Origin of the sequence: Exiguobacterium sp. s39, from assembly GCF_018618925.1 — a bacterium.
Classification (GTDB): domain Bacteria; phylum Bacillota; class Bacilli; order Exiguobacteriales; family Exiguobacteriaceae; genus Exiguobacterium_A; species Exiguobacterium_A abrahamii.
Map to the genome: position 1 here is coordinate 179,240 of NZ_JACSNA010000001.1, position 26,042 is coordinate 205,281.

The 26,042-nt window shown below is 45.1% G+C and carries 22 protein-coding genes and 2 tRNA genes; 16 read left to right on the plus strand and 8 right to left on the minus strand.

Translation table 11 applies throughout. The features are described 5' to 3' along the window. The first annotated feature begins 18 nt into the window (after window positions 1-18). Together KNQ11_RS00920 and KNQ11_RS00925 are read left to right on the plus strand one after the other, a co-directional pair. Window positions 19-738 carry a tRNA (adenine(22)-N(1))-methyltransferase gene (locus KNQ11_RS00920; protein ID WP_350464432.1) on the plus strand — a complete coding sequence of 240 codons (720 nt, stop codon included), beginning with the start codon at window positions 19-21 and terminating at the stop codon, window positions 736-738. Then, window positions 738-1,850, plus strand: a complete 1,113-nt coding sequence (locus KNQ11_RS00925) for a Nif3-like dinuclear metal center hexameric protein (RefSeq protein WP_214769032.1) — start codon at window positions 738-740, stop codon at window positions 1,848-1,850. Before KNQ11_RS00920 ends, KNQ11_RS00925 begins: the two co-directional genes overlap by 1 nt. 103 nt (window positions 1,851-1,953) lie before the next feature. Here the strand turns inward: KNQ11_RS00925 and KNQ11_RS00930 are convergent, their stop codons facing one another. Continuing rightward, window positions 1,954-2,901 carry a 4-hydroxy-3-methylbut-2-enyl diphosphate reductase gene (locus KNQ11_RS00930; RefSeq protein ID WP_029341043.1) on the minus strand — a complete coding sequence of 316 codons (948 nt, stop codon included), beginning with the start codon at window positions 2,899-2,901 and terminating at the stop codon, window positions 1,954-1,956. A gap of 145 nt (window positions 2,902-3,046) precedes the next feature. Between KNQ11_RS00930 and KNQ11_RS00935 the strand changes: the two genes are divergently transcribed. From KNQ11_RS00935 to KNQ11_RS00955, 5 genes are all read left to right on the plus strand, one after another. Next, window positions 3,047-4,810, plus strand: coding sequence for a two-component system sensor histidine kinase NtrB (locus KNQ11_RS00935; protein WP_149426947.1), 1,764 nt, complete (start codon window positions 3,047-3,049; stop codon window positions 4,808-4,810). Then, complete coding sequence (locus tag KNQ11_RS00940; protein ID WP_149426948.1) at window positions 4,807-5,760, plus strand: sugar ABC transporter substrate-binding protein; 954 nt, start codon at window positions 4,807-4,809, stop codon at window positions 5,758-5,760. The genes KNQ11_RS00935 and KNQ11_RS00940 overlap by 4 nt, the downstream gene beginning before the upstream one ends. 47 nt (window positions 5,761-5,807) lie before the next feature. Next, window positions 5,808-7,160, plus strand: coding sequence for a DEAD/DEAH box helicase (locus tag KNQ11_RS00945; protein WP_064300313.1), 1,353 nt, complete (start codon window positions 5,808-5,810; stop codon window positions 7,158-7,160). A gap of 98 nt (window positions 7,161-7,258) precedes the next feature. After that, window positions 7,259-8,161, plus strand: a complete 903-nt coding sequence (locus KNQ11_RS00950; RefSeq protein WP_058712880.1) for a deoxyribonuclease IV — start codon at window positions 7,259-7,261, stop codon at window positions 8,159-8,161. Window positions 8,162-8,181: 20 nt separating this feature from the next. Continuing rightward, window positions 8,182-8,799, plus strand: coding sequence for a hypothetical protein (locus KNQ11_RS00955; protein ID WP_058712879.1), 618 nt, complete (start codon window positions 8,182-8,184; stop codon window positions 8,797-8,799). Window positions 8,800-8,918: 119 nt separating this feature from the next. Here the strand turns inward: KNQ11_RS00955 and KNQ11_RS00960 are convergent, their stop codons facing one another. The 3 genes from KNQ11_RS00960 to KNQ11_RS00970 form a co-directional block, all read right to left on the minus strand. Continuing rightward, window positions 8,919-9,089: a XapX domain-containing protein gene (locus tag KNQ11_RS00960; RefSeq protein WP_023467523.1), complete on the minus strand. Its 171-nt coding sequence runs from the start codon at window positions 9,087-9,089 to the stop codon at window positions 8,919-8,921. A 65-nt stretch (window positions 9,090-9,154) separates the two neighbouring features. Continuing rightward, on the minus strand, window positions 9,155-11,308 hold the full coding sequence (locus tag KNQ11_RS00965; protein ID WP_214724441.1) for an RNA degradosome polyphosphate kinase: 2,154 nt from the start codon (window positions 11,306-11,308) through the stop codon (window positions 9,155-9,157). Further along, on the minus strand, window positions 11,305-12,843 hold the full coding sequence (locus KNQ11_RS00970; RefSeq protein WP_214769035.1) for a Ppx/GppA phosphatase family protein: 1,539 nt from the start codon (window positions 12,841-12,843) through the stop codon (window positions 11,305-11,307). Before KNQ11_RS00970 ends, KNQ11_RS00965 begins: the two co-directional genes overlap by 4 nt. A 215-nt stretch (window positions 12,844-13,058) precedes the next feature. Between KNQ11_RS00970 and KNQ11_RS00975 the strand changes: the two genes are divergently transcribed. The 5 genes from KNQ11_RS00975 to KNQ11_RS00995 all read left to right on the plus strand — a co-directional run bounded on the left by KNQ11_RS00975 (window position 13,059) and on the right by KNQ11_RS00995 (window position 18,602). Next, window positions 13,059-13,826, plus strand: a complete 768-nt coding sequence (locus KNQ11_RS00975; RefSeq protein ID WP_023467526.1) for a metal ABC transporter ATP-binding protein — start codon at window positions 13,059-13,061, stop codon at window positions 13,824-13,826. Then, window positions 13,823-14,692 (plus strand): metal ABC transporter permease, encoded by an 870-nt coding sequence (locus KNQ11_RS00980; protein ID WP_064300309.1) that lies wholly within the window; start codon window positions 13,823-13,825, stop codon window positions 14,690-14,692. Before KNQ11_RS00975 ends, KNQ11_RS00980 begins: the two co-directional genes overlap by 4 nt. Further along, complete coding sequence (locus tag KNQ11_RS00985) at window positions 14,664-15,095, plus strand: Fur family transcriptional regulator (RefSeq protein WP_023467528.1); 432 nt, start codon at window positions 14,664-14,666, stop codon at window positions 15,093-15,095. Before KNQ11_RS00980 ends, KNQ11_RS00985 begins: the two co-directional genes overlap by 29 nt. Before the next feature lie 94 nt (window positions 15,096-15,189). Continuing rightward, a complete protein-coding gene (locus tag KNQ11_RS00990; RefSeq protein ID WP_214724443.1) occupies window positions 15,190-16,620 on the plus strand; it encodes an NAD(P)H-hydrate dehydratase in 1,431 nt (476 codons plus the stop codon). Window positions 16,621-16,772: 152 nt separating this feature from the next. After that, entirely contained in the window at window positions 16,773-18,602 is a 1,830-nt protein-coding gene (locus KNQ11_RS00995) for a GGDEF domain-containing phosphodiesterase (protein ID WP_214769038.1), read from the plus strand. Window positions 18,603-18,657: 55 nt separating this feature from the next. Here KNQ11_RS00995 and KNQ11_RS01000 read toward each other — a convergent pair whose 3' ends face one another. The 4 genes from KNQ11_RS01000 to KNQ11_RS01015 form a co-directional block, all read right to left on the minus strand. After that, a complete protein-coding gene (locus KNQ11_RS01000) occupies window positions 18,658-19,737 on the minus strand; it encodes a GGDEF domain-containing protein (protein WP_285801321.1) in 1,080 nt (359 codons plus the stop codon). 101 nt (window positions 19,738-19,838) lie between these two features. Beyond that, on the minus strand, window positions 19,839-20,348 hold the full coding sequence (locus KNQ11_RS01005) for a hypothetical protein (protein ID WP_214724743.1): 510 nt from the start codon (window positions 20,346-20,348) through the stop codon (window positions 19,839-19,841). Between the two features lie 159 nt (window positions 20,349-20,507). Next, on the minus strand, window positions 20,508-21,617 hold the full coding sequence (ispG, locus tag KNQ11_RS01010) for a flavodoxin-dependent (E)-4-hydroxy-3-methylbut-2-enyl-diphosphate synthase (RefSeq protein WP_023467533.1): 1,110 nt from the start codon (window positions 21,615-21,617) through the stop codon (window positions 20,508-20,510). Between the two features lie 167 nt (window positions 21,618-21,784). After that, complete coding sequence (locus KNQ11_RS01015; RefSeq protein WP_214769056.1) at window positions 21,785-22,270, minus strand: hypothetical protein; 486 nt, start codon at window positions 22,268-22,270, stop codon at window positions 21,785-21,787. Window positions 22,271-22,477: 207 nt separating this feature from the next. Here KNQ11_RS01015 and KNQ11_RS01020 point away from each other — a divergent pair, with 207 nt between their 5' ends. The 4 genes from KNQ11_RS01020 (at window position 22,478) to KNQ11_RS01035 (ending at window position 25,985) form a co-directional block, all read left to right on the plus strand. Then, window positions 22,478-24,121, plus strand: coding sequence for a Na/Pi cotransporter family protein (locus KNQ11_RS01020; protein WP_214769058.1), 1,644 nt, complete (start codon window positions 22,478-22,480; stop codon window positions 24,119-24,121). Window positions 24,122-24,249: 128 nt separating this feature from the next. Then, window positions 24,250-24,323: transfer RNA gene (locus tag KNQ11_RS01025), tRNA-Met, on the plus strand. Between the two features lie 11 nt (window positions 24,324-24,334). Continuing rightward, window positions 24,335-24,408: transfer RNA gene (locus tag KNQ11_RS01030), tRNA-Ile, on the plus strand. Window positions 24,409-24,524: 116 nt separating this feature from the next. Then, window positions 24,525-25,985: an alpha-amylase gene (locus KNQ11_RS01035; protein ID WP_149426957.1), complete on the plus strand. Its 1,461-nt coding sequence runs from the start codon at window positions 24,525-24,527 to the stop codon at window positions 25,983-25,985. Window positions 25,986-26,042: the final 57 nt, after the last annotated feature.

Here is a 26,042-nt window from a genome sequence, read left to right on the forward strand (position 1 = left end):
AAAATAGGAAGGATGAAGATGATGCAAATGAACGTCGTATTGGATCAACGACTCCAAAAAGTCGTGTCGTATATTCCACAAGGAGCGATCCTCGCAGATATTGGATCAGATCATGCATTCGTACCTTGTTTTTGTGTACAACAAAAGAAAATCGAGCGTGCGATTGCAGGAGAGGTGAATGAGGGACCGATGGAAGCGGCAAAAGGACAAGTGGCGCTTGTTGGTCTTGAATCACAGATTGATGTCCGTTTAGGAAGTGGCTTATCGGTTTTGAAACCGGGCGAAGCAACGGCGATTACGATTGCGGGAATGGGCGGAACGCTGATTGCCTCTATCCTTGAGGAAGGAAAAGATCGGTTGTCAGGTGAGGAACGCTTGATTCTTCAACCGAATGTCGATGCAGTCGATGTTCGGAAGTGGTTGCTGACGAATTCATATGCGTTATTGTCTGAAGCCATTGTCGAGGAGAACGGAAAGATCTATGAAATTCTCGTTGCAGAACGTGGAGATGAAACACTTTACTCAGAGGACGAAACAACACGTCAGTGGGAATTGTTCTTTGGACCACAGTTAATGCGGGAACGTGCACCAGAATTCATTGAAAAATGGCAGATTGAAAAACAAAAGCGAGAGTATATCTTAGCTCAGATGAAACAAGGGCAAGCAACGGAGGTTTTATCTGAAAAAATCGAAGCCATCGAACGATTGATTCAAAAGATGGAAGAGGTGACGAACTAATGGCGAATGGGAACCATATCATTGAGCAGTTTGAAGCATTTGCTCCGAAAAAATTCGCACTCGAAGGTGATCCGATTGGTCTACAAATCGGAACATTGAACAAGGACGTCAAACGTGTGCTCGTGACACTTGATGTCTTGGAGTCTGTCGTCGATGAAGCAATTGAAAAGAAGGTCGATCTCATTATCGCGCATCATCCACCGATTTTTAGTAAGTTAGCAAATGTGACGGATCGTTCTGCAACAGGACGGATCGTCACAAAATGTATCAAACACGATATTGCGGTGTATGCTGCGCATACGAACCTTGACGTGACACCAGGCGGGGTCAATGACTGGATGGCAGATGCGCTTGGTCTTGAGTCTTGTGAAGTACTAGCTCCGACATTTGAAAACACACAATATAAACTAAGTGTCTTCGTACCGACTGAGGCTGTAGAGCATGTTTCAACAGCCCTTGCACAAGCGGGAGCAGGAAAAGAAGGAGACTACAGTGATTGTCAATTCCACGTCAATGGAACGGGTCAATTCCGACCGTTGACGGAAGCTACCCCGTATATCGGTGAAGCAGGACGACTCGAACGCGTTTCAGAAGTCCGAATCGAGACGATCGTCACGGAACTGAATCAGAAACAAGTCATTCGAGCGATGAAACAGGCTCATCCATATGAGGAAGTCGCCTATGATCTCATTCGTCAAGAACGTCCGGCAACATCACTTGGTCTTGGACGGATTGGTCGGTTACCGGAAGCAATGACGTTGCGGGAATTTGCAGAGCATGTTCGCGATGCGTTTGGTGTACAAAACTTACGCTTCGTCGGAGACGAATCACGCCACATCCAAAAAGTAGCAGTACTTGGTGGTGACGGCAATAAGTACGTCTCGACTGCAGCATTTGCGGGAGCAGATGTCCTTGTGACAGGGGATCTCTATTTCCATGTGGCGCATGATGCGATGGCACTTGGACTAGCAGTCGTCGATCCGGGACATCATGTGGAGTCGGTTATGAAGGAAGGCGTCGTCAACGAATTGAAGCGTCGATTCGAACAGAAAAAAATCGATGTCGAGCTGCTGATTTCAACAGCGAATACGAATCCGTTTCAGTTTTTATGATGAATCGAATGAAATACGTCGATGATATCGTCATATTCCATAACAAAAAAACCGAGTCGCGAATGAGGATCGCGACTCGGTTTTGCTGTATCGATTGTAATGATTAAAGTACTTTAACTTTAGGCAAGATGCGTCGTAATTCAAGGAATGGTGTCTTGTCATGCGTACTGATATCAGCAGGATCATATTGTTGGAGGAAATCAATGACCTTTTTCGTGATTGGTGTTGGCGTTGATGCACCTGATGTGACACCAACTTGAGTCACACCCTCAAGCCAAGTCAAATCAAGTTCCGTTAAATCACCAATCCGATGCGCTGGAGTTCCTGCGATATCGAAGGATACCTGTGCTAGGCGATTCGAGTTGTTCGAACGCGGATCACCGACGACGATGACGAGATCGCAATCTCCTGCTTGATCAGCCACCGCTTCTTGCCGGACTTGTGTTGCGTTACAGATTTCATTGTGTACTTCTACATGCGGATATTTTTTACGAACGTGTTCCATCAAAGCTTGGACATCCCATTGGCTCATCGTCGTCTGATTCGTGACGATGATTTTTTTGTGGGCAAGCTGTGGCGGGAGTTCATCGATATCTTCGACTTTTTCGATGAGGTGCACATGCTCTGGTGCTACACCGACTGCACCTTCAGGTTCCGGGTGTCCGTGTTTGCCGACGTAGATGACTTCATAATCATCCGCGACGACTTGACGAATCAAATCGTGCGTACGCGTCACGTCAGGACATGTTGCATCGACGACATGTAAGTTCTTCTCAGCAGCACGTGCATAAACTGCAGGTGAGATGCCGTGTGCGGTAAAGATGACAGTACCCTCTTGAATCGTCTCTAACGCTTCGAGGCGATCGGGACCATCGACAGTGATGACACCCATATTTTCGAACTCACGTGTCACGTGAGCGTTGTGGACGATCATCCCTAAAATATGGATCGGACGTGGCAAGTCTTTATTCAATGCCGCTTGTTGTGCAAGTTTCATTGCATCGACGACACCGTAACAATAGCCGCGGGGGCTGATTTTTTTTACTAGCATAGTTATGGATTCTCCCTTTGTGAAAAAGAATGATTAGTTAGAGTGTACCATTGATTGAAGCTGAATGAAAATAGAGGAGTCTGTTTCATCCACAGAACATGCTATACTAATGAAGTTGTCAATTATTCAAAAGGGAGGCGAAGGGATGGAGTCTAAGAAAATGATGCGGTCGTATTTTTTTCAAATCACCGCCGTCTTATTCATCCTGATTTGTCTTGTCATTTCAGCGCTTGCCTTCACTGCGGACCGGGTCACGATTTCCCGCGTCGAGCAACAAACAGAGAAACAGAGCGAGAAGAGTGTCGAGGTCTCAGGAAATGCGATTCGCGACAATGTCGGGAATCTGCATGAAGAGATCATGAGCTTGCAGTTGAATGTCAAAAACCCCGACAAGCTGAAACAAAAAATTGAAGAATCGAATCTATTAGACATCGATACAGGATTTAAGAGTTTCTTCTACTTTGATCGACAGACGAAGCAAGTCACTTGGTTCTCAAGTGAGGATCGACGTATAGAAAACAGTACGATCCTAAAAGACGATGAATTCTTGCAAACGTTGACGAGTACGGACTTTCATATGAGTAAGCTGTATACGATGGAATCAGATGCTGTCACCTATATGTTCGTTCCGGTTCGAGACGGCAATGAACGCGTCGGTGTCTTTGGTGGTGGGTTAAGTGTCATGAACTCGATCGTTTTTCGGAATTCGCTTGAATCATTTGACGATCAGACGATCGCCTACCTATTCAATAGTAAAAAAGAATTGTTAGCCACATCTAGTAATCTAGTACCGGATGAAGAACGCTTATTATCGAAAAGTGTCATTGAACGTGCGTTTCAGTCGGTAGAACCTTCTGAGATTTTTAGTACGAACCAAGACATGTATTACTTCGCGAAAGATTTGAAGGTGACGGATTGGAAGATTCTCGTTCGAACGCCACGAAGCGTCTTTTATGAACCAGTCTACACGACACGGCAACAGTATTTGATCATCGCTGCCTTGACGCTCGTCCTCAGTCTGATCGTCGGCTATTTGATGTCAAAACAATTGACAGCACCGATGCTTGAACTTGTGAAGAAGATCGAGAAAAGCACCTCACCCAAACCGATTGTTCTCGAGCGTGCCGGATCAAACGAAGTCAAGACACTCGTTGCTGCCTATAACGAGTACGCTCAACGGATGGAAAATGCGCGCCTTGAGCAGTTGAGTCAACAACAAACGATGTTACATCAAGAAAAATTAGCATCACTCGGTCAACTAGCAGCAGGAATTGCCCACGAAATCCGCAATCCACTAACGCCAGTCAAGATGACGTTACAGTTGTTAGCAGCAGAAAAGGATCGTGATCCAGAAATGTTGATTCTCGCCTTATCGGAACTGGATCGAGCAAATGGCATGATTCAAACGATGCTTGATTTATCGAAAGGCGAAAACAACGCACTTCAAAAAACGACGATTGATATGAATGATTTAATGAAGAAGCTGACATATATCTTAGAAGCGGAAGCTCATCATTACGAAGCGGACTGCAAGATTTATACACCGTCCTTCATGCCAAAGATTTATGCATCAGAAGAGGGGATTTTGCAGATTTTAGCAAACTGTGTTCGAAATGCCCTTCAAGCTGTCGCGTTTAAAGGACCGGATGGAATCTGTCATCTGCATGTCCACGTTTATCCAGAAGAAGTCGTCTTCATTGTTCAGGATAATGGGGTAGGGATGGATGGAAATCAGATTGATCATGTCGGTCAAGCGTTCAAGACATCAAAAGTCGATGGCAATGGACTTGGACTCTTCATGTCGAAACAAATCGTTCGTGATCATAAAGGCAAGATGATCTTTGATAGTAAGCCGGGTGTCGGTACGACGATTCAAGTCCACTTACCTCGAAAGGAGCAAACGGAATGAAATTCAATAAGGCCTGGTTATTCGTCCTGATTGTTTGGATTTCATCCGTTTTGTTCATTTCCAATTTATTCGTCAATCCGGATCCGAGTCCACGCCGTCATCTCGTCGGCTTCACGATCGTCAATGATAAACATGAATTTGCGCAACGGCTCGTCGATGCGTTCAAGACACAAGCCAAACTAAATAAATACGAAGCAGTCGTCGCGACGTCTCATAATTCACGCATCAATGAACGCGAGCAAATTCAAGAGTTCATTCGAATGAAGGTAGATGCAATCTTCGTGACGACGCTTGATGATGTCTATATTGCTAGTACGTTAGAAGAGGCAGCTCGTGCTGGGATTCCGGTCTTCGCGATCGATCGATTGATTCGCTCCGATGCAGTCGTCAGTTCGATTACCTCGAATAACCAATTGATCGGGGAACAGCTTGCCTCATTCATCAAACACGAACGCATCAAGCAGACGGGACGAGCTACGGCCGACATCATTGAAGTCGCGGGTACGGCAAACGTCAATACGACGAATGAACGACACCGGGGATTTTTGACTGGTCTTGAGCGTGAGCCGGAACTTGAAATCGTCGAATCCGTAAATGGGGATTACGACCCCGTCACTTCAGAACAGGTCATGACACAGGTGATTGAGTCGGGAATTCCGTTTGATGCCATCTATTGTCACAATGACGATATTGCGCTAGGTGTCCTCGAAGCATTGAAAAAAGCAGGTATCAAAGGAAAAATAATTGTCGGCATAGACGGGAATCGTGCTATATTAGAAGCTGTTGACATGAAATCGATGGATGCGACGGTCGTCCAGAGTGCTGATGAGATGATGAAAGTCGCCTTCAGTGCATTGAAGCTTCATACGAAAAACAAAAAGATTCCAACTCGTTTTTATACGTACTCCTATCTGTATGACGGTAGTAGACCCATAACCATGTTGAACTAATCGAGAGGCAGAAGCCTCAGCAAATAAGGAAAGGACGGTGTCAATTCATGAATGGATTCAGCCATTATCAATTACACCCGTTCGTCATCGAAGCACTCGATGACGCCCGCATCACAAAACCGACCGACATTCAGTCGCGGATCATCCCAGCTGCAGTAAAGGGACGCGATATCATCGGTCAATCACAAACAGGAACAGGAAAAACGTTATCGTTCCTTCTTCCAATCGTTCAAAACGTCGATCCAAAGCTTCAAGAATTACAAGCAATCATCGTTGCTCCAACGCGCGAACTTGCTTGGCAAATTCATGAAGAACTGAAATCGTTACTCGTGAAGGAACCAGACTTCATCAAGACGAGTCTTATTACAGGTGGAATGGATCGCGAACGTCAAATCGGTCGTGTGAAAGTCTCACCTCAAATCGTTATCGGAACACCGGGACGTATTTTAGACCTATTCAAAGAACAGGCTTTAAAACCACATTTCGTGAAGCACTACGTTATCGATGAAGCGGATCAAATGCTCGACATGGGCTTCTTGCCAGAAGTTGACCGGATTGCGCAAGCTCTTCCAGAACAGCTTCAGATGATGGTCTTCTCAGCAACGATTCCTGAGAAATTGCAACCGTTCTTGAAAAAATACATGAACAACCCGCGTTATGCGCATGTGGATCCAAAACAACAGACAGCGAAGAAAATCGTTCACCATACGATTCCGGTCAAGCATCGTGAGCGCTCACAATTGACGTTGAAAGTCGCGAAAGCGCTGAATCCGTATATCTGTCTAATCTTTACGAATACAAAAGCAGAAGCAATCGAAGTCGAAGCTTTGTTCCTAGAAGCAGGACTGAACGTTGGTTCCCTTCACGGAGATCTTCCGGCACGTCGTCGTAAACAAGCCATCAAAGAAATCAACGATGCGAAGTATCAATACGTCATCGTGACGGATCTTGCAGCACGCGGAATTGATATTTCAGGTGTCTCACACGTCATCAACCATGGTATTCCAAAAGATTTAGACTTCTACGTCCACCGTGTCGGTCGGACAGGTCGCGTCGATCAAGATGGATTGGCATACACATTGTTTGAAGATCACGAGAACGGTATGATCAACCGCTTAGAGGACCGTGGCATTCAATTCACGAACGTTGATGTCAAAGGCAGTCAAATCGTCGAGGTCAAAGAACGTCGTCGTGCGAAGCCGCACATGAAAACTGCTGTCTCGAAGACAGCGCATAGTCGTCTGTCGGGTGAAGCAGCAAAAGCGAAAAAGCGCGTTAAACCAGGTTATAAGAAGAAGCATCAATATAAGTTGAAAGAAACAGCAAAACGTGAACGCATCAAAGAACAACGTGGTGTCGGTCGCGCGCAACGTAAAGAAAACGCACGCAAATCAAAATAATTCCATTGATGACACCCGTGAAATGAAAAAACATTTTTCGGGTGTCTTGTTGTTTTTAAGATTTGGTACACTGTAAAAAGAGAAAGGTGGAAAAGAATATGAAAATAGGTTCACACGTCTCCGTTTCGGGGAAAAAAATGCTGTTAGGTGCAAGTGAGGAAGCGGCATCTTACGGTGCAACGACGATGATGGTCTATACAGGAGCACCTCAAAATACACGCCGTAAGCCGATGGAAGAGTTACGGATTCAAGAAGCATTGCAACATATGAGTGCTAATGGAATAGAGGAAATCGTCGTGCATGCGCCGTATATCATCAACTTAGGGAATACGACGAAACCTGAGACATTCGAACTCGCCGTTTCGTTTTTAGCAGCAGAAATTAAACGAGCAGAAGCGCTTGAAAAGGCGCAACACATCGTATTACATCCTGGTGCGCATGTAGGTGCTGGGGAAGAAATTGGAATCAAACGGATTGTCGAAGGACTCAATGAAGTACTGACAGGTGACGAACAGGTCAAGATCGCGCTTGAGACGATGGCTGGAAAAGGATCGGAAATCGGAAAAACCTTCGAGGAACTTGCTCAAATCATCGAAGGCGTCACACATCATGATCGTCTGTCCGTCTGTCTCGATACATGTCACGTGCATGATGCAGGATACGATATCGTGCACGACTTAGATGGTGTTCTTGAACAATTCGACCGGATCGTTGGACTGGATCGTCTTGGTGTCATCCATGTGAATGACTCAAAGAATATCCGTGGTGCTCGAAAGGACCGTCATGAAAATATTGGTTTTGGTGAGATTGGATTTGATGCCTTACATCGTGTCGTGCATCATCCTGCTCTGGCACATTTACCGAAAATCTTAGAGACGCCATACATTGGTCTCGATCCAAAGAAAAAAGTGGCACCGTATAAACAAGAAATCGATATGTTACGTTCGGGTGCGTTTGATGCAGACTGGCGTCTACCGATTCTAGGAGCACCAGTCGAATAACTCATAAAGGGGTGTCTGTGATGTGTCATATACTCGTCGTTGATGAGACTAGTTTTGCGATACGACAAGCTGTTGTCCACTACTATGAAACAAAGGAACCGTTTTATTTGCCGGCAGAACTGGTAGAGGGAGAAGAGGTGTTTCTTGCGACGACTGACGGTATCATGGCGTATGCTGAAGCCTTGTTCACCGAGTATACGACACGTCCAGAAGATCCATTTTGGTTGACGAATGCTGACGACTCAGAAGGGTCATATGTGTGCCTTGATCTCATCAGTGTGGATTTACGTCATCCCTTACTTGGACGACCACTCGATCAACTTGGTCTTAAAACTGGACCGGTCGAAGGCGTGTTTCGCACGCGTCTGCTTGATTCATGGCAGTATGGGTATTTCGAAACGGATGTACTGACACTCGAACAATCTAAACAACGTCGAATCGAGCGCTTCAAGGAGCGAAATCATCTGGAACAAGTCGCGCGTCAATGTATGCATTGTGAGGAGTCTAGGCAGTCGTTACTGGAATGGCATTTGACACCAGAAGGATATCAGACGGTTTGCCCGACCTGTCACCGATGGTTACATCAACAGATGCTTCATGCGGTGGATACGGCAGCAGCAACGGAAGAGAGTGAGTAAAATCTTTTCCTATTCAAGCAGAGCTCCCACGATCGACATTTAATCATTAAAACCTTAAAAAGAATCAAAGAAAGTTCTCTTTTCTGCGCTGGCAGCAAAGAGAACTTTTTTTGATTGGATTAGAAAAAGCGTTCTACTAAAAATAGATAGATTTTCATCCCAAGGAAGACACCGAAGATTCCGACGACGGCTGGAAAAACAGGTGGGGCAGGAATCGGCAGTTTCAGTGCTGTGAACACGACGCCGCAGATGACGCCGGCGAGAAGGGATAATAAGATTTGCTGAAGCATACATTTCGTCCTTTCTGCTGTAAATCAGCATTTGAAGTAGAGTACGTGGTAAAACACGACCAACATCATGTAGCATTTTGATCAAGAATGACTTTGTCCTCTTTCTTTTCGATCGTGATCCACTTTTGTGTTAATGGAGTTGTAAAACTAGGTTTTTGTTTGAGTTTGCCGCTCGTATAGTCTTGAATCAGCAACTGGGATTCACAGCTCTGTTTTCCGTCCTTCACGTAATGATAAGATCCATCCGCTGCCTGCTCACGCGACTTCACATTATCAGCCAGGGCGAGGGCCAGGCAATCCTTTAAATACTCCTTATGTTCTTCGTCCATGATCGGGAACAAGATTTCAATTCGTTTTCGCATGTTGCGTGTCATCCAGTCCGCGCTTGATCCATACATCAAATCCTGACCGTTGTGATGGAAGTAGAAGATGCGTGAATGCTCCAAGTAACGATCGACAATCGAGATGACGCGAATGTTCTCCGAAACATCTGGAATGCCAGGACGCAGACAACAGACGCCCCGAACGATGAGTTCGACTTGGACACCGGCGCGCGATGCCTTGTAAAGCCGTAAAATGATGTCTTTTTCCGTTAGACTATTCATCTTGGCAACGATTCGACCATTTCCGTGCTTTTTATGATGATGAATCTCTTCATCAATCAATGACAGGAACTTCTCAAGCATTGCGTTCGGTGAAGTTTGAATGACGTTCCATTCTGGCTGTTCCCCGTATCCGGATAACCAATTGAAGAAGTTCGTCGCATCTTCGGCGATCTCTTCCCGAGCGGTCAATAATCCGACGTCCGTGTATAGTTTCGCCGTCGAATCATTATAATTGCCGGTACCAAGATGGACGAAACGCTGAATCTTGCCTTCGTGGAGTCGGACGACGAGCGTGATCTTTGAGTGTGTCTTTAAATCACTATATCCGTAAATGACATGGGCGCCGACCTTTTCTAGTTGCTTCGCCCACTCGATGTTCTTCGCCTCGTCGAATCGAGCCTTCAGTTCAACGAGAACGGTGACCTGTTTCCCGTTCTCCGCTGCCGTTTTTAAGGCCTTGATGATCGGAGAATCACCAGATACGCGATAAAGTGTTTGTTTGATGGCAAGGACGTTCGGGTCATTCGCCGCTTGGACGATGAACCGGACGATAGGATCAAACGTATGATACGGATGATGCAAGAGATAGTCGCGTTCGAGTAATTGATTAAACAGATTTTTTGAACTATCGAGTGCCGGTGGGTCGACCGGCATGATCGTCTGATAAATCAAATGATCATATTCAATACCGATTTGACTGTAGAAGGCAAAGGAGAACGTTAAATCAATCGGACCATCCACGGCAAAGATGTCGCGTTCCTGTAAATCGAGTACATCGCGTAACATGTTGAGCAGTTCGGTATTGATGGCAGCTTTTTGAACTTCGAGTCGAATGGCGACTCCCCAACGCCGTTTTTTTAATTCTTTTTCAATCAGCTTTAATAAATCATGCGTACCTTCCTCATGAAACGGAAGGTCGGCATTACGCGTAATTCGAAACGGCATGGCAGACAACACACGATAACCTTTGAATAGACTATCGATGAAGGCGATGATGACGTCTTCGAGTAAGATGACAGCCGTCGTCTCGTCATCTTCTACCGGTAAATCGACGAATCGTGGCAAGACAGCAGGTACTTGTACGAGCGCCAAATTTCGTTTTGTCCCGTCTTCTGCCTCAAGCACCGTCGCAATGTTGAGTGACTTTGACGAGAGCATCGGGAACGGACGATAGGCATCGACGGCAACGGGCGTGAGTACCGGAAAGACTTGTTCACGGAAAAAGGATTTTACATAGGTCGTTTGTTCCGAAGTCAGAGCGTCGTATTTCAAGAATGTAATGCCTTCATCGGATAACGTCTGATTGATTGCTTGAAATGCTTCGTATTGCCGATCGACTAACTCTTTTGTTTTCGCTGCGATTGCACGTAACTGTTGTTTGGGTGTCATCTGTTGTTTATTTTCTGGTTTATTGAACCCGGCGAGTACTTCATCCTTTAAACCACCGACTCGTACCATATAGAACTCGTCTAGATTGGAACTAAAGATACCGAGAAACTTAAAACGTTCCATTAGCGGATTGCGTGTGTCAAACGCTTCATCCAGCACACGTTTGTTGAACTGGAGCCAGCTGAGCTCACGATTATTGAAATGTTCAGGTATGTCGAGCTTCATGAAGGAAGATCTCCTTTCGTTTCGAAGGTAATCGTACAATCAATGATTCGTTCCAGGTGTTTCTTTTGTTTTTCCGCTTTTTCGACTTCGAATCCATAATCATGATCCCCTGTATCGAGGACGAATTGGAGTTGATCCTTTTCAAGGAACAGTTCCAAATGATCGACAGCTTTTCGCTCCGTCACGTCGAGCGCATGACTTAATTTGAGGAGAGATCCAAGTAGGTCGAAGCGATCCAGCGATTTTTCCGTAAACCAGTCCTTGAAAGGTTTCGCAAGCTGGTTCATCCGTTTGGCAGAAGAATAGGAACTGACGAGCGAGAGAGCAACGCGATCCTTGTGCGTCATGCCATTCAATTCGGTATTCGTCAACAGGTAGAACGTCTGGTCCGATCGTGTATCTGGATTAATGTATTGTCCACAATAAAATAAGCGACTTGCTGAATCGAGCAGTCGTAGATCAGACGCGCGTTCTGAAATCAAGTCGAGCGTGACGAGCTGCCGGTACATCGATTTGGCGAGTGTTCCAATATATGACGCACGATCTCGATTGACCTTATAGTCGCTTTCGAGCTGATAGAGACTTTGCTCACGTACGTTTTCAATCCGACGGTATGCTTCGTCCTGCACATCGAACTCGTAAACAAGACCTTCGCGAAGACCGAGATTACTCATTACGAATTCTTCCGCTTCGATGTGATGAGCTAACTCTTGAATCGCAATCAATGCCGGCAGGAAGATATCAATTCGATCTTTTGAGAGTCCTTCGATTTTCGATAGTTGTTTCGCCGACTTTCCTTCGAGATCGTCGACCATCTTCGCGAGTTCTTTCGCTTTGATTTGATATTGGTGAATACTTCGAAGGGGATAGTCCTGATTCGACTGATGGATCCGAACGAAATTTCGGGCAGAACCACCGACACCGATTAAAGGAAGCTTTTTATCACTCAGCCATGGAATCGATTCGAATTGTTCCCGTAGGAATTTCACCAATTTCTTCTTATCGCTGGCACTTAGTGTCTCGTCCGAAACGAATTGCCGTGTCAAGGTGACGGCACCAAATGGAAAGCTGTGATACGCCACCATTTCGCGATTTTCAATCAAGGTGACTTCCATGGAACCACCACCGATATCGACAGAAAAGCCATCAGTCAGGAAGGTCGAATTGATGATGGCAAAATAGCCATAGTATGCTTCTTGTTCATCTGTCAGAACCTGAATGGAAAAAGGCGTGTTTTCTGTAACGGATTCAACGATGGCATCTCGGTTCGTTGCATTACGGATGGCTGCTGTCGCGACACAGATCGTTTCTTCGACTTCATGGGTGACACCAACTTCATAAAAACGATGTAACGTTTCTTCGAGTAAGGCGATGCCTTCATCATCGAGTGCTCCATCCTCGTTGATGTGAGCAGATAACCGGGCGACGACTTTAATATTAATCTTCTCGATATAGCGACCAGAAGCGATCGGATGGAAGATAACATAACGAATCGAGTTGGAACCGATATCGATGACTGCAAGTTCTTGTTTCAAATGACTCCGACTCCTCTCTGCGATGCGTGCACTAAAAGAATTCCCTCTCTGAACAAGCCGGAAACAGCTAGCTTCTTTCTTTATTGTACCTTGAATGTTTTCTAAGGAGGATAGGAAGTTGCTAGAGTTGCACCAATAATTGGCGGGCGCTATAATAAGACAGTTGATTAAGGCGTAATTATTCCGTTTTACGAAAACGGAAGGAGTGAAAATAAATGGAAACACCAATCATCGAGATTGATCAAGTCAGCTATGATTACCCAGATCGTCGGGTGTTGAATCAAGTCTCGTTTCAGGTCGAGCAAGGACAATTTTTAGCCATTGTCGGGGAAAATGGATCCGGAAAATCGACGCTGATCAAATGTATATTAGGGTTATTGCAACCGAAAGGAACGATTCGTTTATTTGGACAATCCCAATCACAATTCAATGAATGGTGGCGGATTAGCTATGTTTCGCAAAAAGCGGCAGCGTTCAACTCCGGTTTTCCGGTGACTGTCGCAGAAGTCGTTGAGATGGGACTGTACGCCAAAAAAGGACTCTTTCGTCGCTTATCTCGCGACGATCGAGACAAAGTACGAACGGCCCTCGAAACGGTCGGAATGTGGGAGCGACGCGATTCAAAAGTCGGCGACCTATCCGGTGGTCAACAACAACGTGTTTTCATCGCACGTGCGCTCGTCAACGATCCTGATTTAATGATCTTGGATGAACCAACCGTTGGTGTCGATCAGCGATACGTGAAAGAATTTTATGAGATCTTAGAAGAACTTCGTCGAGATAAGCGCCGGACATTCGTTCTTGTCACGCATGATATTCACTTCGTCAGTAAACTTGTCACGGATGTGATTCATCTGGTCGATGGACGTTTAGGGTGTAACTGTGGCATCAAGGAATACTGGGAACTAGATGAACAGACGATCCGCTCCCTCTATCCGGTTCCGGGACGTGTCCTCGTTCATGAAGGGAAGAGTGTCCAATGATTGAAGCGTTCATGACGTTAAAGTTTTTACAGTACGCTTTAGTGGCTGCCATTCTGATCGGATTCACGGCACCATTGATCGGTTCGTTCGTCGTCGTCCGGCGGATGAGCTTGATCGCAGATGCACTATCACACGTCACCCTTGCCGGAATTGCGCTCAGTCTATTGATCTCTGGAATGGTCGCACAATTAGCGGACTTGAATCCACTGTATTTAGGAATCGTGACGTCGGTCATCGCGGCACTGACGATCGATTGGTTGCGTGCGAAGTACAAGCATTTCCAAGAACTCGCAATCCCGATCATCATGGCGACGGGGATGGGGCTTGGAGCAACATTCATCAGTCTCGCGAACGGCTTTTCAATGGATCTCGTCTCCTTCTTGTTTGGAACGGTCTCGGCTGTCGCCTTGACGGATGTGTACACGATTCTTATCGTGACGGTCGTCGTCGTCATCTTCGTCTTTGCCTTTTATAAGGAATTGTTGTTCCTCTCCTTTGACGAGGAGCAGGCGCGCGTTTCCGGGATTCGCCTTCGCTTAGTGCATATTCTCTTTATGATCGTCGTTGCGCTTGTCATTGCGATCAGTATGCGAATCGTTGGGATTTTGCTTGTCTCAAGCTTAATCACGTTACCGGTTGCGGCAGCACTTCGAATTGCGAAGAGTTTTAAGGCGACGATCTTTTTAGCTATCATATTTGGTGAGGTTGCGACAGTACTCGGACTCATCCTGGCCTATCAGTTCGATTTAGCACCAGGTGGAATGATCGTCTTGCTTGCGGTACTTGAGCTGATCATCGTGATGCTGTTGGAACGTTTTTGGATAGGAGGGAAAACACATGAAGACGAACATCGAACAAGCGCGTGAACGCATGAAGGCTTCCGGGTTTAAAATGACACCGAAGCGTCTCGATTTGCTATCGTATCTGTTTGAAGTGAATCGTTATGTCAGTGCGCGGGAAGTAGCAGAAGCTCTTCGAACGTCTCATCCTTCGTTAAGTTATGATACAATCTATCGAAACTTGAATGACTTTTCGGAAATCGACTTATTAGAAGTGACGGAATTAGACGGTGAGATGAAATACCGAGCAGCTTGTGCTTCAGGACACCATCATCATCATTTGATATGCCGAATCTGCGGCAAGACGGAAACATTGAATGTCTGTCCGATGGAATGGGTTTCTCCGGTCCAAGAGACTGGCTTTGAAGTTGAGGATCATAAGTTCGAAATTTATGGACGCTGTGCGAATTGTCAACGCATGACATCTTAAATGAAAGAGGATGCCCGGTCGGGCGTCCTCTTTTTGCGTTTTAAAAGACTAGTCCTGTTCAAAACGGGAATAGTCGAACAGAGGTGATGAGAAGATGATTTATGATACACAAGAAGCGCGACAAATCGATGAGTGGGCACGGACATCCGGACTGCCACTTGAAGTGCTGATGGAACGAGCTGGAAGTCACATCGCAACACGTATCAAAGAGCGTCATAGGAAGACGGAGCGAATCTTGATTTTATGTGGGACAGGCAATAACGGTGGGGATGGGTATGTCATTGGACGCGAATTGATACGCGACGGATTTGATGTCACACTACATGCACCATTTGGAGAGAATCGTTCGGATACATCTATCGTTCATGTCCATTATGCAGAAGCGTTTGGACTCGTGACCGAACAACCGTGTGGTCAATATGATGTCATTCTAGATGCCTTATATGGAACGGGATTTGATCCAAAGCGGGTGAATCAGGTGTTCGAAGCGCAATGTGAATTCGTATCGGAACAAAAGCGACAAGGGGCACGTATCTATGCAGTGGATGTGCCGAGCGGAGTACCGACGGATCACGCAACGGAATTTAAGGAGACAGCGGTTCGCGCAGACGTGACATTTCAACTGCATGCAATGAAACGATCTGCCTTTTTAATACGGACAGCACCGTTTTATGGCGAATCAGAAACGATTGATATCGGATTACCGACATTTGGTGAATGGCGCGTATCACCTAATGGTGTGACCGCCTTGTTCAAGCGGGAACCATACGGTCATAAAGGAACGTACGGGACGGCTCTATTGATTGGTGGAAGTGAGACGATGCCGGGTTCCATCCAACTCGCGACACGGGCAGCCTTACGAACAGGAGTCGGTAAACTACAAGTGGCAACGACGGCACTTGCGAAACATGGAATCATCGTCCAAGCGCCGGAAGCGATGGTCATTGATCAGACATTACCAGCAATTCAGGAGATGCTCCCCTCCATCTCAGCAGTTGGAATCGGTCCCGGATTATCGCAAGAGGCAGTCGAAACATGGGTGGACTATCTGCTTGAGAGTGATTTGCCGGTTGTACTAGATGCTGCAGCTTTAGTAAAAGAAAGTTATCCTGAACGAACCGCGCCAATCATCGTCACACCGCATATCGGTGAATTCGCCCGGATGACGAACCAGAGTGTCGCAAGTATTCAAGATGATCTTTTTGGTCAGGCAACCGACTATGCCATCTTGCATCAAGTAACTGTCGTTTTGAAGTCCCATGTCATCTTAATCGCGAAACCAGATGGAGGCGGATTCGTCGTCTCTGGTGCATCAAGTGGTCTCGCCAAAGGAGGAAGTGGGGATACGCTGTTTGGTATATTAACCAGCCTTCTTGCACAACATCCAACAGGAGATATCGAAAGAACACTAGCGCAAGGAGCGGAGTGGTATGCACGTGCTTCTCGACAAGTCGAACGACACATGCATCCGAGCAGCTTGCTAGCAACGGATGTCATCGAGGAGTTAGGAAGAGTCGAGCTATAAAAACATCAATTTGAAAGAAAAGTCTTCCACGATACGTATGAGGGAAGACTTTTCTTTTTAGGAAAGAATTGACACATTCCATTTGACAGGAGTATCATCAAGCGATGTCGAAACCTTTATACGGAAAATCAGACGGAAAGGAGGGGGAAAGCATGGAGGATATCGTTCGGAAACAACAATGGTGGATTGGAAATTTTGCCTTATTCATGATGTTCGTTGGTGCTTTGATCATTTATACGACGACAGAAGAGACAATTAAGAATGCGTATTTGAGTCGTTCTGTCATCATTTCATTTTTAATCGTCATGGGTCTATTTATTTTTTATATTAGTCGTCGCAAAATGGAAACCGTTTTGCAAACGCACTTATTGTCTTTGATGTTGCTCGTCGTTCCGATTACATCGATTAGCTTTTTACCTTATGCGGCAGTTACCGTTTGGGCAAGTAGCTTTTTGTTTTTGATGATCGCTTTAATCTCGTATCAACGAATCATGATGTGGTACGCCATCGCGATTGCCATCGCAACTAGTTTGTATGTCATGTGGAATGCCGATACCGTGACGGTAGAAATTGATCCGACAGACCATTATGGACGGATTGGCATGATTGTGATTGGCGTATCGATTGCGCTTGTCATCAATCACTTGCATATTCGCAATTTAAATCGGTTAAATGACCTTGCGATACAATTACACGATACGGCGCGACGTGATGAAGAAACAGGTGTCTTGAATCGCCAAGGATTAAACGAAATTGATTTTCCAAGACCCGAACAACAGCTCATTTTTGTCGGGATTCATTTAGAAAACTACTATGAGCTGGCACGTTATTTTGGAGAAGATATTCAGTTACAAGTACTACGCGCCTGTATCGAGCGACTCAAGAGACAACTACCTCCTTATCAAGCTTTTGCTCGGATTGAAGCAGGGACGTTATTGATCGTCATGGAAAAGCCGGACGAGGTGGCGTGTAAGGAAGCGATGGAAGAATTGAGCCAAGAAATCTCTGTACCATACGAAATCGAGGGGCATCATGTCTATGTCAACATATCCATCGTCATTGATAATGGCGAAGGGGCGACCAACAATCGAAAGCGTCGGGTGCAGCAATTATTGACTGCCTTACAAGAAGCAGCGCAACAAAACGAACGTGTGATGTGTATTGACCAAGAATGGCGTAAGGATCAAGAATTACGAGTCAAAGCAGCACAATCCCTAGCCCAAGCTAACATCGAAACGGATTTTCATCTGGTTTATCAATTACAATACGATGTTCAATCAGAGCAATTCATCGGTCTTGAGGCCTTAGTTCGATGGAAGACCTCGTTACAAGGAGCAGATCGACCATCCGTATTCATTCCGATTGCTGAAAAAAGTGATTTAATCATTCGTCTAGGAGAATGGATTTTTGAGGAAAGCTGTAAGACACGCAAAGCATTGATCGATCTGGTTCCAGACGAGTTTACGTTATCTGTCAACGTATCACCACGCCAGTTGACGAGTGAATCGTTCATGCCGTTCATCGAACGAACGCTACTGAAGTATGCCTTAAAACCGCAACAGATTAAAATTGAAATCACAGAGAGTCAGTCACTTGATTTCGAGAGTCAATCGATTCATCGAGCGCTCAAACGAATCAAAACGCTCGATTTCCCGTTGTCACTCGATGATTTCGGAACTGGTCACGCATCCTATCATGTTCTCGAGCGTTTGTTACCGTTACGTCAATTAAAGATTCCGAAGCAATTCATCGAACAAATCGGTGAATCGGAGAAACGACAATCCATCCTCGAGTCGATTTTTCAACTGAGCCAGTCGATGCATGTCGAATGTATCGTCGAAGGAGTTGAGACAGGAGAAGAAGTACGCATTGCCAAGGAAATCGGTATTCATCTATTCCAAGGTTATTTCTTCGCTAAACCGGTACCACTTGAAGAAATCATCTGTCTACTGCAAAAGACGAATGAAGGAACGGTCCGTTGACCAACAAAAGCCACTTCAGTCCGAATCGCTCGGAGGAGAAGTGGCTTTTTAGTATTCATTTCGATTGATACAGGCGATACTGATTTCGTCCTTGTGCTTTTGCTTCGTACAAAGCGCTATCCGCTTGCTTAAATACTGTTTCAGCTGGTTGTTGATGAGCGTAAGCAATTCCTGCGGATACCGTAATGGATACGGCATGATCTTGCATGACGAAAGGTGTTTGCTGAACGGCTGTTACGATTGTTTCAGCTAGGACGACAGGAGGATGCGGTTCAATGTCTGGAACGATGACGATGAATTCTTCACCACCATATCGACCGACCGTAACGGGTGCCGGACAATGCTCGTTCAATAAGATTGAAAAGTGGCGCAAGACAGCGTCTCCTATCGCGTGACCATGTGTATCGTTTACATTCTTGAAGTGATCCAAATCAAACAAGATGACTCCCCAAGAATCTTTACTCTTTTCGAGCGTTGTGACTTTTTCTAAAATGACATGGCGGTTCGCGAGCCGCGTCAATTGATCGGTCGAAGCAAGATAGGATTGATAAGAATAAAGAACAAAATGCTGCTGAAGAAGTGAAGACAAACGATAAAACAAAAAGGCTCCACCAATCGTTAAAATGAAATATGGAATATAAATCGTTCCCCAGGCATCCGCTGGGGAGTTGCTCATAATCAATCGCGAGAGTACGAGTAGGGAACCGACCGTGACGATGGCAGAAAAGAAATACCCTTGCCGTTTGATGAATCGACGACAAATAAAAGAAAGTACTAGAAATCCAAGTAGTGTGATGACAGAACTAAACAGAGCGTTTAGTGAATCGCCACTATCAATCACGAATCGGTAGATCAAGAGCATCAGCCCTGTCACGGCAATACTGATATTACCACCGAACAAAGCGGACAAAGCGAGTGGTAATAACCGTAAATCAATCAATGCTCCATTTAAGTCGATTGCATTATGCATAAGTAGAATGCCAGTCATACCATTGGAAAGTCCGAAATAGAGACGAGTAGACATTTTTGAGTCAGGTTGAATTGGCAAACGATCACGAAGTAGGTAAAAGGTGAACGTAGAAACGAGAAAAATAATACAGATATTAATAAAAAAGATATTCACTGTCGCAAGCATCACGAAGCCCTTCCTATATCAAAGTTTCAATCTATCGTCATTGTACGATATCAAGTCATGCAATGACATAAAAATGGAAAAAACAGCCTAATCGGCTGTTTTTAACGAATCGGTGCAAATTTTTGAATCTCTAAAACGGCCTCATTCCATGAAGCGACACGAATGACATTATTCGGTACGGCTTTACGGTTATAAGGTGCGTCGAACAAGATTACAGGAATCGATGTGTCTTCTGCGATTTGCACAGCATTCTCTAATCGATCTTCCATGAATAAATCGAGTGATAAATCACGGACGACTTGTACTTTGTCGTGTGATCCCGTCATGATCAAGGAATCAAGAGGAAGTTCGTGTTGTTTGATCCACTCTTCTGTTACAGGACGAACGAGCTCCGATCGTGCTGTTACGTAATGGAGGTCATATTGCTTCCGCAAATTCCATAGGTGGTGGCGAACATGTTCTTGAGGGATGGATTCACGATAAATGCCGGTCTCGTGACCGGAGTTCACCATGTAGTCCCAAAATTCGATTTGATTCATATCGGTATACGTATGCAATTCATACTCGGACGCCTGATTGAAGTCAATCGACGTTCCGAGATATTTATTCATGTAAGTGAAGCAAGAGGATGGATGTGTGATCGTTCCATCGATGTCAATTCCAATTTTCATTTACAGTCACCCACGTTCTAAAAATTTTTCTTCACTTAGTATAACATAGTCGAAATCGAGATACGAAAAAAGACTCCTCGCGAGGGAGGAGTCTTCAACTTATGCATGGTTCGCTTTTTCGGCTTCTTTTTCAGCCTGTTTTTCGAGAACGATCGCATCGATCTCTTTCTTCAATTCTTCGACCATCGTTGCTTCCGGTACTTTACGGATGATTTCTCCGTGACGGAATAACAATCCTTCGTTTCGTGCACCAGCGATACCGATATCAGCTTCACGTGCTTCACCAGGACCGTTGACCGCACATCCGAGAACCGCAACTTTGATGTTCGCTTGGATGTTTTCGATATAGTCTTCGATTTCTGCAGCGATTGACATTAAATCGATTTCGATCCGACCACATGTTGGACATGAGATCAATGTCGCTGCGTTCGCTGCGAGACCAAATGATTTCAAGACTTCTTTTGCGACTTTTACTTCTTCGACAGGGTCCGCTGAAAGAGATACACGAACTGTATTTCCGATTCCGCGTGACAAGATCGCGCCAAGTCCCGCTGCTGATTTTAATGAACCAGAGCGAAGTGGACCAGATTCCGTAATCCCGACGTGAAGTGGATAGTCGAATGATTCAGAAGCGAGCTGATACGCTTCAAGCGCCAACTGTACGTCTGATGCTTTAAGCGAGACGATGATGTCATGGAAGTCGAGGTCTTCGAGGATCTTAATATGGTGCAAAGCACTTTCGACCATACCACGAGCAGTTGGATAGCCATATTTTTCAAGAATATGCTTTTCAAGTGAACCAGCGTTTACTCCGATACGAATCGGAATGTTTTTCGCTTTTGCTGCTGTAACGACGGCTTCTACCTTTTCGCGACGACCGATGTTACCCGGGTTGATCCGGATTTTATCGACGCCAGCTTCGATTGCCATAAGCGCAAGTTTATAGTTGAAGTGGATGTCTACGACAAGCGGAATGTTGATTCGGCTTTTGATTTCTGCAAGTGCGAGCGCATCACGTTCTTCCGGACAAGCGACGCGGACGATTTGGCAACCAGCTTCTTCAAGACGTAGGATTTCAGCGACTGTCGCTTCGACGTCGTGTGTTTTAGTTGTCGTCATACTTTGGATGATGACTTCATTATTTCCACCAATGACAAGGTCCCCTACACGAACGGGACGAGTCTTAGAGCGATGGACCATTTTCGGCATATCGAAAATCTCCTTTTGTGGCATACCGCCATATTGTTTATGTTTACCTTTTCTATCATATCGAACTATTCCCTAAAAATCGAGAAACAAGAACGAAAATTGAACATTTACAATTGTTTAATGAAAGAAGGGCGTCCGTCAATCCGTCGGACGCCTGATTTTAATACTCATTGAGGTTTACGTGAAGCGCGTGGCTTTGAGGAACGGGCAATCCATAATGGTACTAATGTGTAGACGAAGTGTCCGATTACGAGTATCCCGATTCCGAAGCGAGGGTAATCGAGTTGGTATAGAAGCATACCGAGTGGGAAAGACCAGAGATTCGTTGCAACCGTATAAGGAAACGTTTGGCGATATGCCCACGGACGGGGAAGTAACAATCGGACGAACCCCTTCGTTAGATACGCCATAAACAATACGTAAAGTAATACAGCGATTGCGATAAAGATGAAATGAAGGATGAACCAAACGATGATCGGGATGTTTTTTTGTAAAAAGAAGGAATCAATGACCGTCGTCCAAAATGAAATCCAAGCTAATCCACAAAAATAAAGGGAAACATCTGCCAAACGAAGACGCAAAAACGGACGATTTGGAATTAAAGAAGTTTGTAAGTAATTAATCAGTTGACGTAAAAATGACAAGTGAATCACTCTTTCCACTGTTTTATAACAGATTTTAATTTTTTAATTTTTGTTGGTAATAAAGGGTTTTTGTGTTATGGTACAGATTAATAAAACCTTAACAAACGGATGTCTCAAAAACTATTTACAAGTTCAACAGACCTTTACATAATGGGGGAGTTGAGAAAATAAACTTTACAAACACATCAATCCACATGAAATAAAGGAGCTGGCAAGATGAACTATGATTTGCAGGAAATGATTTTCACCTTCATAGGTGGACTCGGGATTTTCCTATTCGGTATTAAGTATATGGGAGATGGGCTCCAAAAAACAGCAGGAGACCGATTACGTTATATCCTCGATAAATATACGACAAATCCACTGTTAGGTATCCTAGCGGGTATCGTCGTCACGATTTTGATACAGTCGTCGTCAGGGACGACCGTCATCGTTGTCGGACTCGTTAGTGCGGGTCTGATGAATTTACGACAGGCAATCGGAGTCGTCATGGGGGCTAACATCGGAACAACGATTACGGCTTTCATCATCGGCTTTAACGTCAAGGAAGCTGCGCTTCCAGCAATCGCAATTGGTGCTTTCTTGATCTTCTTCTTCAATAAAGAACGGGTTCAATACATCGGACAGATTTTCTTCGGCTTCGGTGCATTGTTCTATGGTTTGACATTGATGGGCGACGGAATGGCTCCACTTGAGTCAAGTGTCTGGTTCCGTGAGTTGACGGTATCGATGTCGGATAATCCATTGCTTGGTGTATTCGTCGGAACGATCTTTACTGTTCTTGTCCAGTCGTCGTCAGCAACGATCGGCATCTTACAAGAGTTGTACGCTGGTGGCATGATCGATATCAAAGCGGCACTTCCGGTCTTGTTCGGTGATAACATCGGAACAACGATCACAGCAGTACTTGCAGCACTTGGTGCGTCGATTGCAGCTAAACGGACAGCAGCGGCACACGTCATCTTCAACATTATCGGAACAGTATTGTTCCTGATTGCATTACCAATCTTCTCAAGCTTCATTACGTGGATCACAGGCGCGCTTGATTTAGGTCCAAAAATGCAAATCGCCTTTGCACATGGAACATTCAATGTCGTCAATACGTTGATTCAATGTTGGTTCATTGCGCAAATCGCATGGCTTGTACAAAAAATCGTACCGGGTACGGATACGACGATTGATTCGAAACCGCGTCATCTCGATCAGAACATCTTGAACCAATCTTCGGCACTTGCTTTGAATCAAGCAAAGCTCGAAGTATTGCGAATGGGAGAATTCTCGAAAGACGCACTTGCAAAAGCGCACCGTTACACGCAATCGCATGATAAGAAAGATGTTTCAGAATCAGAGCAGATTGAATATGCGATCAACCATTTAAATACAGAAGTCACGAGTTATCTCGTTAAAGTAGCGGCACATGATTTATCAGAGCGTGAATCAAATGAACACTCGTTACTGATGCACGCTGTCAATGATTTCGAACGAATCGGTGACCACGTCGAAAACATCGTTGAATTAGTCGATTTCCAAATCGTCAACAGAATTCAGTTCACATCAGCTGCGAAGAAAGAGCTTGATGACATGTATGCCTTGACGCAAGAAATCGTCGATTGTGCCGTACGCGCTGTCGAAGAGGATGATGTCACACGAGCTCGCAAAGTTCTAGAACTCGAAGGTAAACTCGATGCACTCGAACGGTCATTCCGGAAGCATCACGTCCTTCGTGTTAACGCTGGCGAATGTACGGGACAAGCAGGGATGATCTTCGTCGATCTCTTGTCAAACCTCGAACGAATTGGCGATCACGCTGTCAACATCACGGATCTCGTCCTTGAACAGCGGACGGCTTTAACGAACTAAGTGAAATACGATTTTCTTATGACGGCTGATTTCAAAAAAATGAAATCAGCTGTTTATTTTTTTGAAATAGCATATTGACAAGTTTCGCCACATCTCGTAATCTAGTAAGAGTAAGAAACATACATCATGGCGGTGTAGCTCAGCTGGCTAGAGCGTACGGTTCATACCCGTGAGGTCGTGGGTTCGACTCCCTCCGCCGCTACTATTACTTAAGGACCCTTAGCTCAGCTGGTTAGAGCTGACGGCTCATAACCGTCCGGTCGCAGGTTCGAGCCCTGCAGGGTCCATTCAGTAGAACGCTTCTCGTTGAAAAACGGGAAGCGTTTATTTTTGTTCCCCCGGGGAATAGTAAAGATATTGTAATAATATTCATACTATAGTAACTAAGGGAGAGCGAAGAGAGATGGAACGTAACCATACGATGATGCAGTTTTTTGAGTGGCATGTAGAGAATGATGGGAAGCACTGGCAACGCTTGAAAGAGCGGGCGCCTGAATTACGTGCTGCCGGCATCACGTCCGTGTGGATTCCACCGGCGTCAAAAGGTCAATCGGATGAAGATACAGGATATGGCATCTATGACGTCTATGATTTAGGCGAATTTGATCAAAAAGGAACGGTCCGTACGAAATACGGTACGAAAGATGAACTCGTCGAAGCGATCCAGGTTGCTCGGGAGAACGATATCGCTGTTTACGCTGATGTCGTCATGAACCATAAAGCAGCAGCCGATGAACTCGAGACGATCAATGTCGTCGAAGTCCATCCGGAAGATCGTTCGAAAGAAATTTCAGAAGAGTTTGAAATCGAAGCTTGGACGAAGTTTACGTTCCCAGGACGTAACGGAAAATATTCAGATTTCATCTGGACACATGAATTTTTCAATGGAACGGATTTTGATGCCCGTGAAGAAAAGACGGGTGTCTTTAAAATTTCCGGTAAAAATAAAGATTGGAATGATCAAGTCGATGATGAATTCGGAAACTATGACTATTTGATGTTCGCGAACATCGATTATAATCACCCGGAAGTCCGAGAAGAAATGATCCGCTGGGGACATTGGTTCCAAGAAACAATTGATTGCCAAGGTTTCCGACTCGATGCCATCAAACATATCAACTATGAATTCGTTCATGAATTCGCAAAATCAATGATTGAAAAAAGTGAAGGTGACTTCTATATGGTCGGTGAGTTCTGGAAATCAGATCTCGATGATTGTCGTCATTTCCTTGATAGCGTCGACTATACGATCGATTTGTTCGATGTTCCGCTTCATTATAAGTTCCATGAAGCTTCGAAGCTGGGACAGGAGTTTGATATGACGACATTGTTTGCAGATACCCTTGTCGAATCACACCCGACGAATGCCGTCACGTTCGTCGACAATCACGATTCTCAACCGGGGGAATCACTTGAGTCGTGGGTGGATGACTGGTTCAAACAACACGCTTACGCGGCGATTTTACTTCGTAAAGACGGTTACCCATGTGTCTTCTACGGTGACTATTATGGAGTGCAAGGACCACATCCGGTAGAAGGGAAAAAAGAAATGATCGATGCTTTACTCTATGCACGGTATCACAAAGCATATGGTGAGCAAGAAGATTATCTCGATGATCCACATTGTGTCGGTTGGGTTCGTCGTGGAGTTGAGGAAATTGAGAACTCTGGCTGTGCGGTCTTATTGTCGAATGCCGATATGTGTGAAAAACGGATGTTCGTTGGTGAAGAACGGGCAGGCCAAGAATGGTTCGACTATACGAACCATCAAGATCACCCTGTCGTGATCGACGATGAAGGATTTGGTGTCTTCCCAGTTCCAGGTGGTGGTGTCTCAGTTTTTGCTCCACGAGAAGTCAAGTAAATCCGAGGGTCTTGACTTGCGTCAACACAGGTTCTTTTGCTAGTCTTAAAGGGTATT

Bases quoted from the DNA above. Each gene is read 5' to 3' on its own strand.
- KNQ11_RS00920 (WP_350464432.1), top strand. From the start codon at position 19: ATGATGCAAATGAACGTCGTATTGGATCAACGACTCCAAAAAGTCGTG.
- KNQ11_RS00990 (WP_214724443.1), top strand. From the start codon at position 15,190: ATGATTTATGATACACAAGAAGCGCGACAAATCGATGAGTGGGCACGG.
- KNQ11_RS00960 (WP_023467523.1), bottom strand. From the start codon at position 9,089: ATGCTTCAGCAAATCTTATTATCCCTTCTCGCCGGCGTCATCTGCGGC.
- KNQ11_RS00950 (WP_058712880.1), top strand. From the start codon at position 7,259: ATGAAAATAGGTTCACACGTCTCCGTTTCGGGGAAAAAAATGCTGTTA.
- KNQ11_RS00980 (WP_064300309.1), top strand. From the start codon at position 13,823: ATGATTGAAGCGTTCATGACGTTAAAGTTTTTACAGTACGCTTTAGTG.
- KNQ11_RS01000 (WP_285801321.1), bottom strand. From the start codon at position 19,737: ATGCTTGCGACAGTGAATATCTTTTTTATTAATATCTGTATTATTTTT.
- KNQ11_RS01035 (WP_149426957.1), top strand. From the start codon at position 24,525: ATGGAACGTAACCATACGATGATGCAGTTTTTTGAGTGGCATGTAGAG.
- KNQ11_RS00985 (WP_023467528.1), top strand. From the start codon at position 14,664: ATGAAGACGAACATCGAACAAGCGCGTGAACGCATGAAGGCTTCCGGG.
- KNQ11_RS00955 (WP_058712879.1), top strand. From the start codon at position 8,182: ATGTGTCATATACTCGTCGTTGATGAGACTAGTTTTGCGATACGACAA.
- KNQ11_RS00930 (WP_029341043.1), bottom strand. From the start codon at position 2,901: ATGCTAGTAAAAAAAATCAGCCCCCGCGGCTATTGTTACGGTGTCGTC.
- KNQ11_RS01005 (WP_214724743.1), bottom strand. From the start codon at position 20,348: ATGAATAAATATCTCGGAACGTCGATTGACTTCAATCAGGCGTCCGAG.
- ispG (WP_023467533.1), bottom strand. From the start codon at position 21,617: ATGCCGAAAATGGTCCATCGCTCTAAGACTCGTCCCGTTCGTGTAGGG.
- KNQ11_RS00965 (WP_214724441.1), bottom strand. From the start codon at position 11,308: ATGAAGCTCGACATACCTGAACATTTCAATAATCGTGAGCTCAGCTGG.
- KNQ11_RS00925 (WP_214769032.1), top strand. From the start codon at position 738: ATGGCGAATGGGAACCATATCATTGAGCAGTTTGAAGCATTTGCTCCG.
- KNQ11_RS01020 (WP_214769058.1), top strand. From the start codon at position 22,478: ATGAACTATGATTTGCAGGAAATGATTTTCACCTTCATAGGTGGACTC.
- KNQ11_RS00995 (WP_214769038.1), top strand. From the start codon at position 16,773: ATGGAGGATATCGTTCGGAAACAACAATGGTGGATTGGAAATTTTGCC.
- KNQ11_RS00940 (WP_149426948.1), top strand. From the start codon at position 4,807: ATGAAATTCAATAAGGCCTGGTTATTCGTCCTGATTGTTTGGATTTCA.
- KNQ11_RS00935 (WP_149426947.1), top strand. From the start codon at position 3,047: ATGGAGTCTAAGAAAATGATGCGGTCGTATTTTTTTCAAATCACCGCC.
- KNQ11_RS00975 (WP_023467526.1), top strand. From the start codon at position 13,059: ATGGAAACACCAATCATCGAGATTGATCAAGTCAGCTATGATTACCCA.
- KNQ11_RS00945 (WP_064300313.1), top strand. From the start codon at position 5,808: ATGAATGGATTCAGCCATTATCAATTACACCCGTTCGTCATCGAAGCA.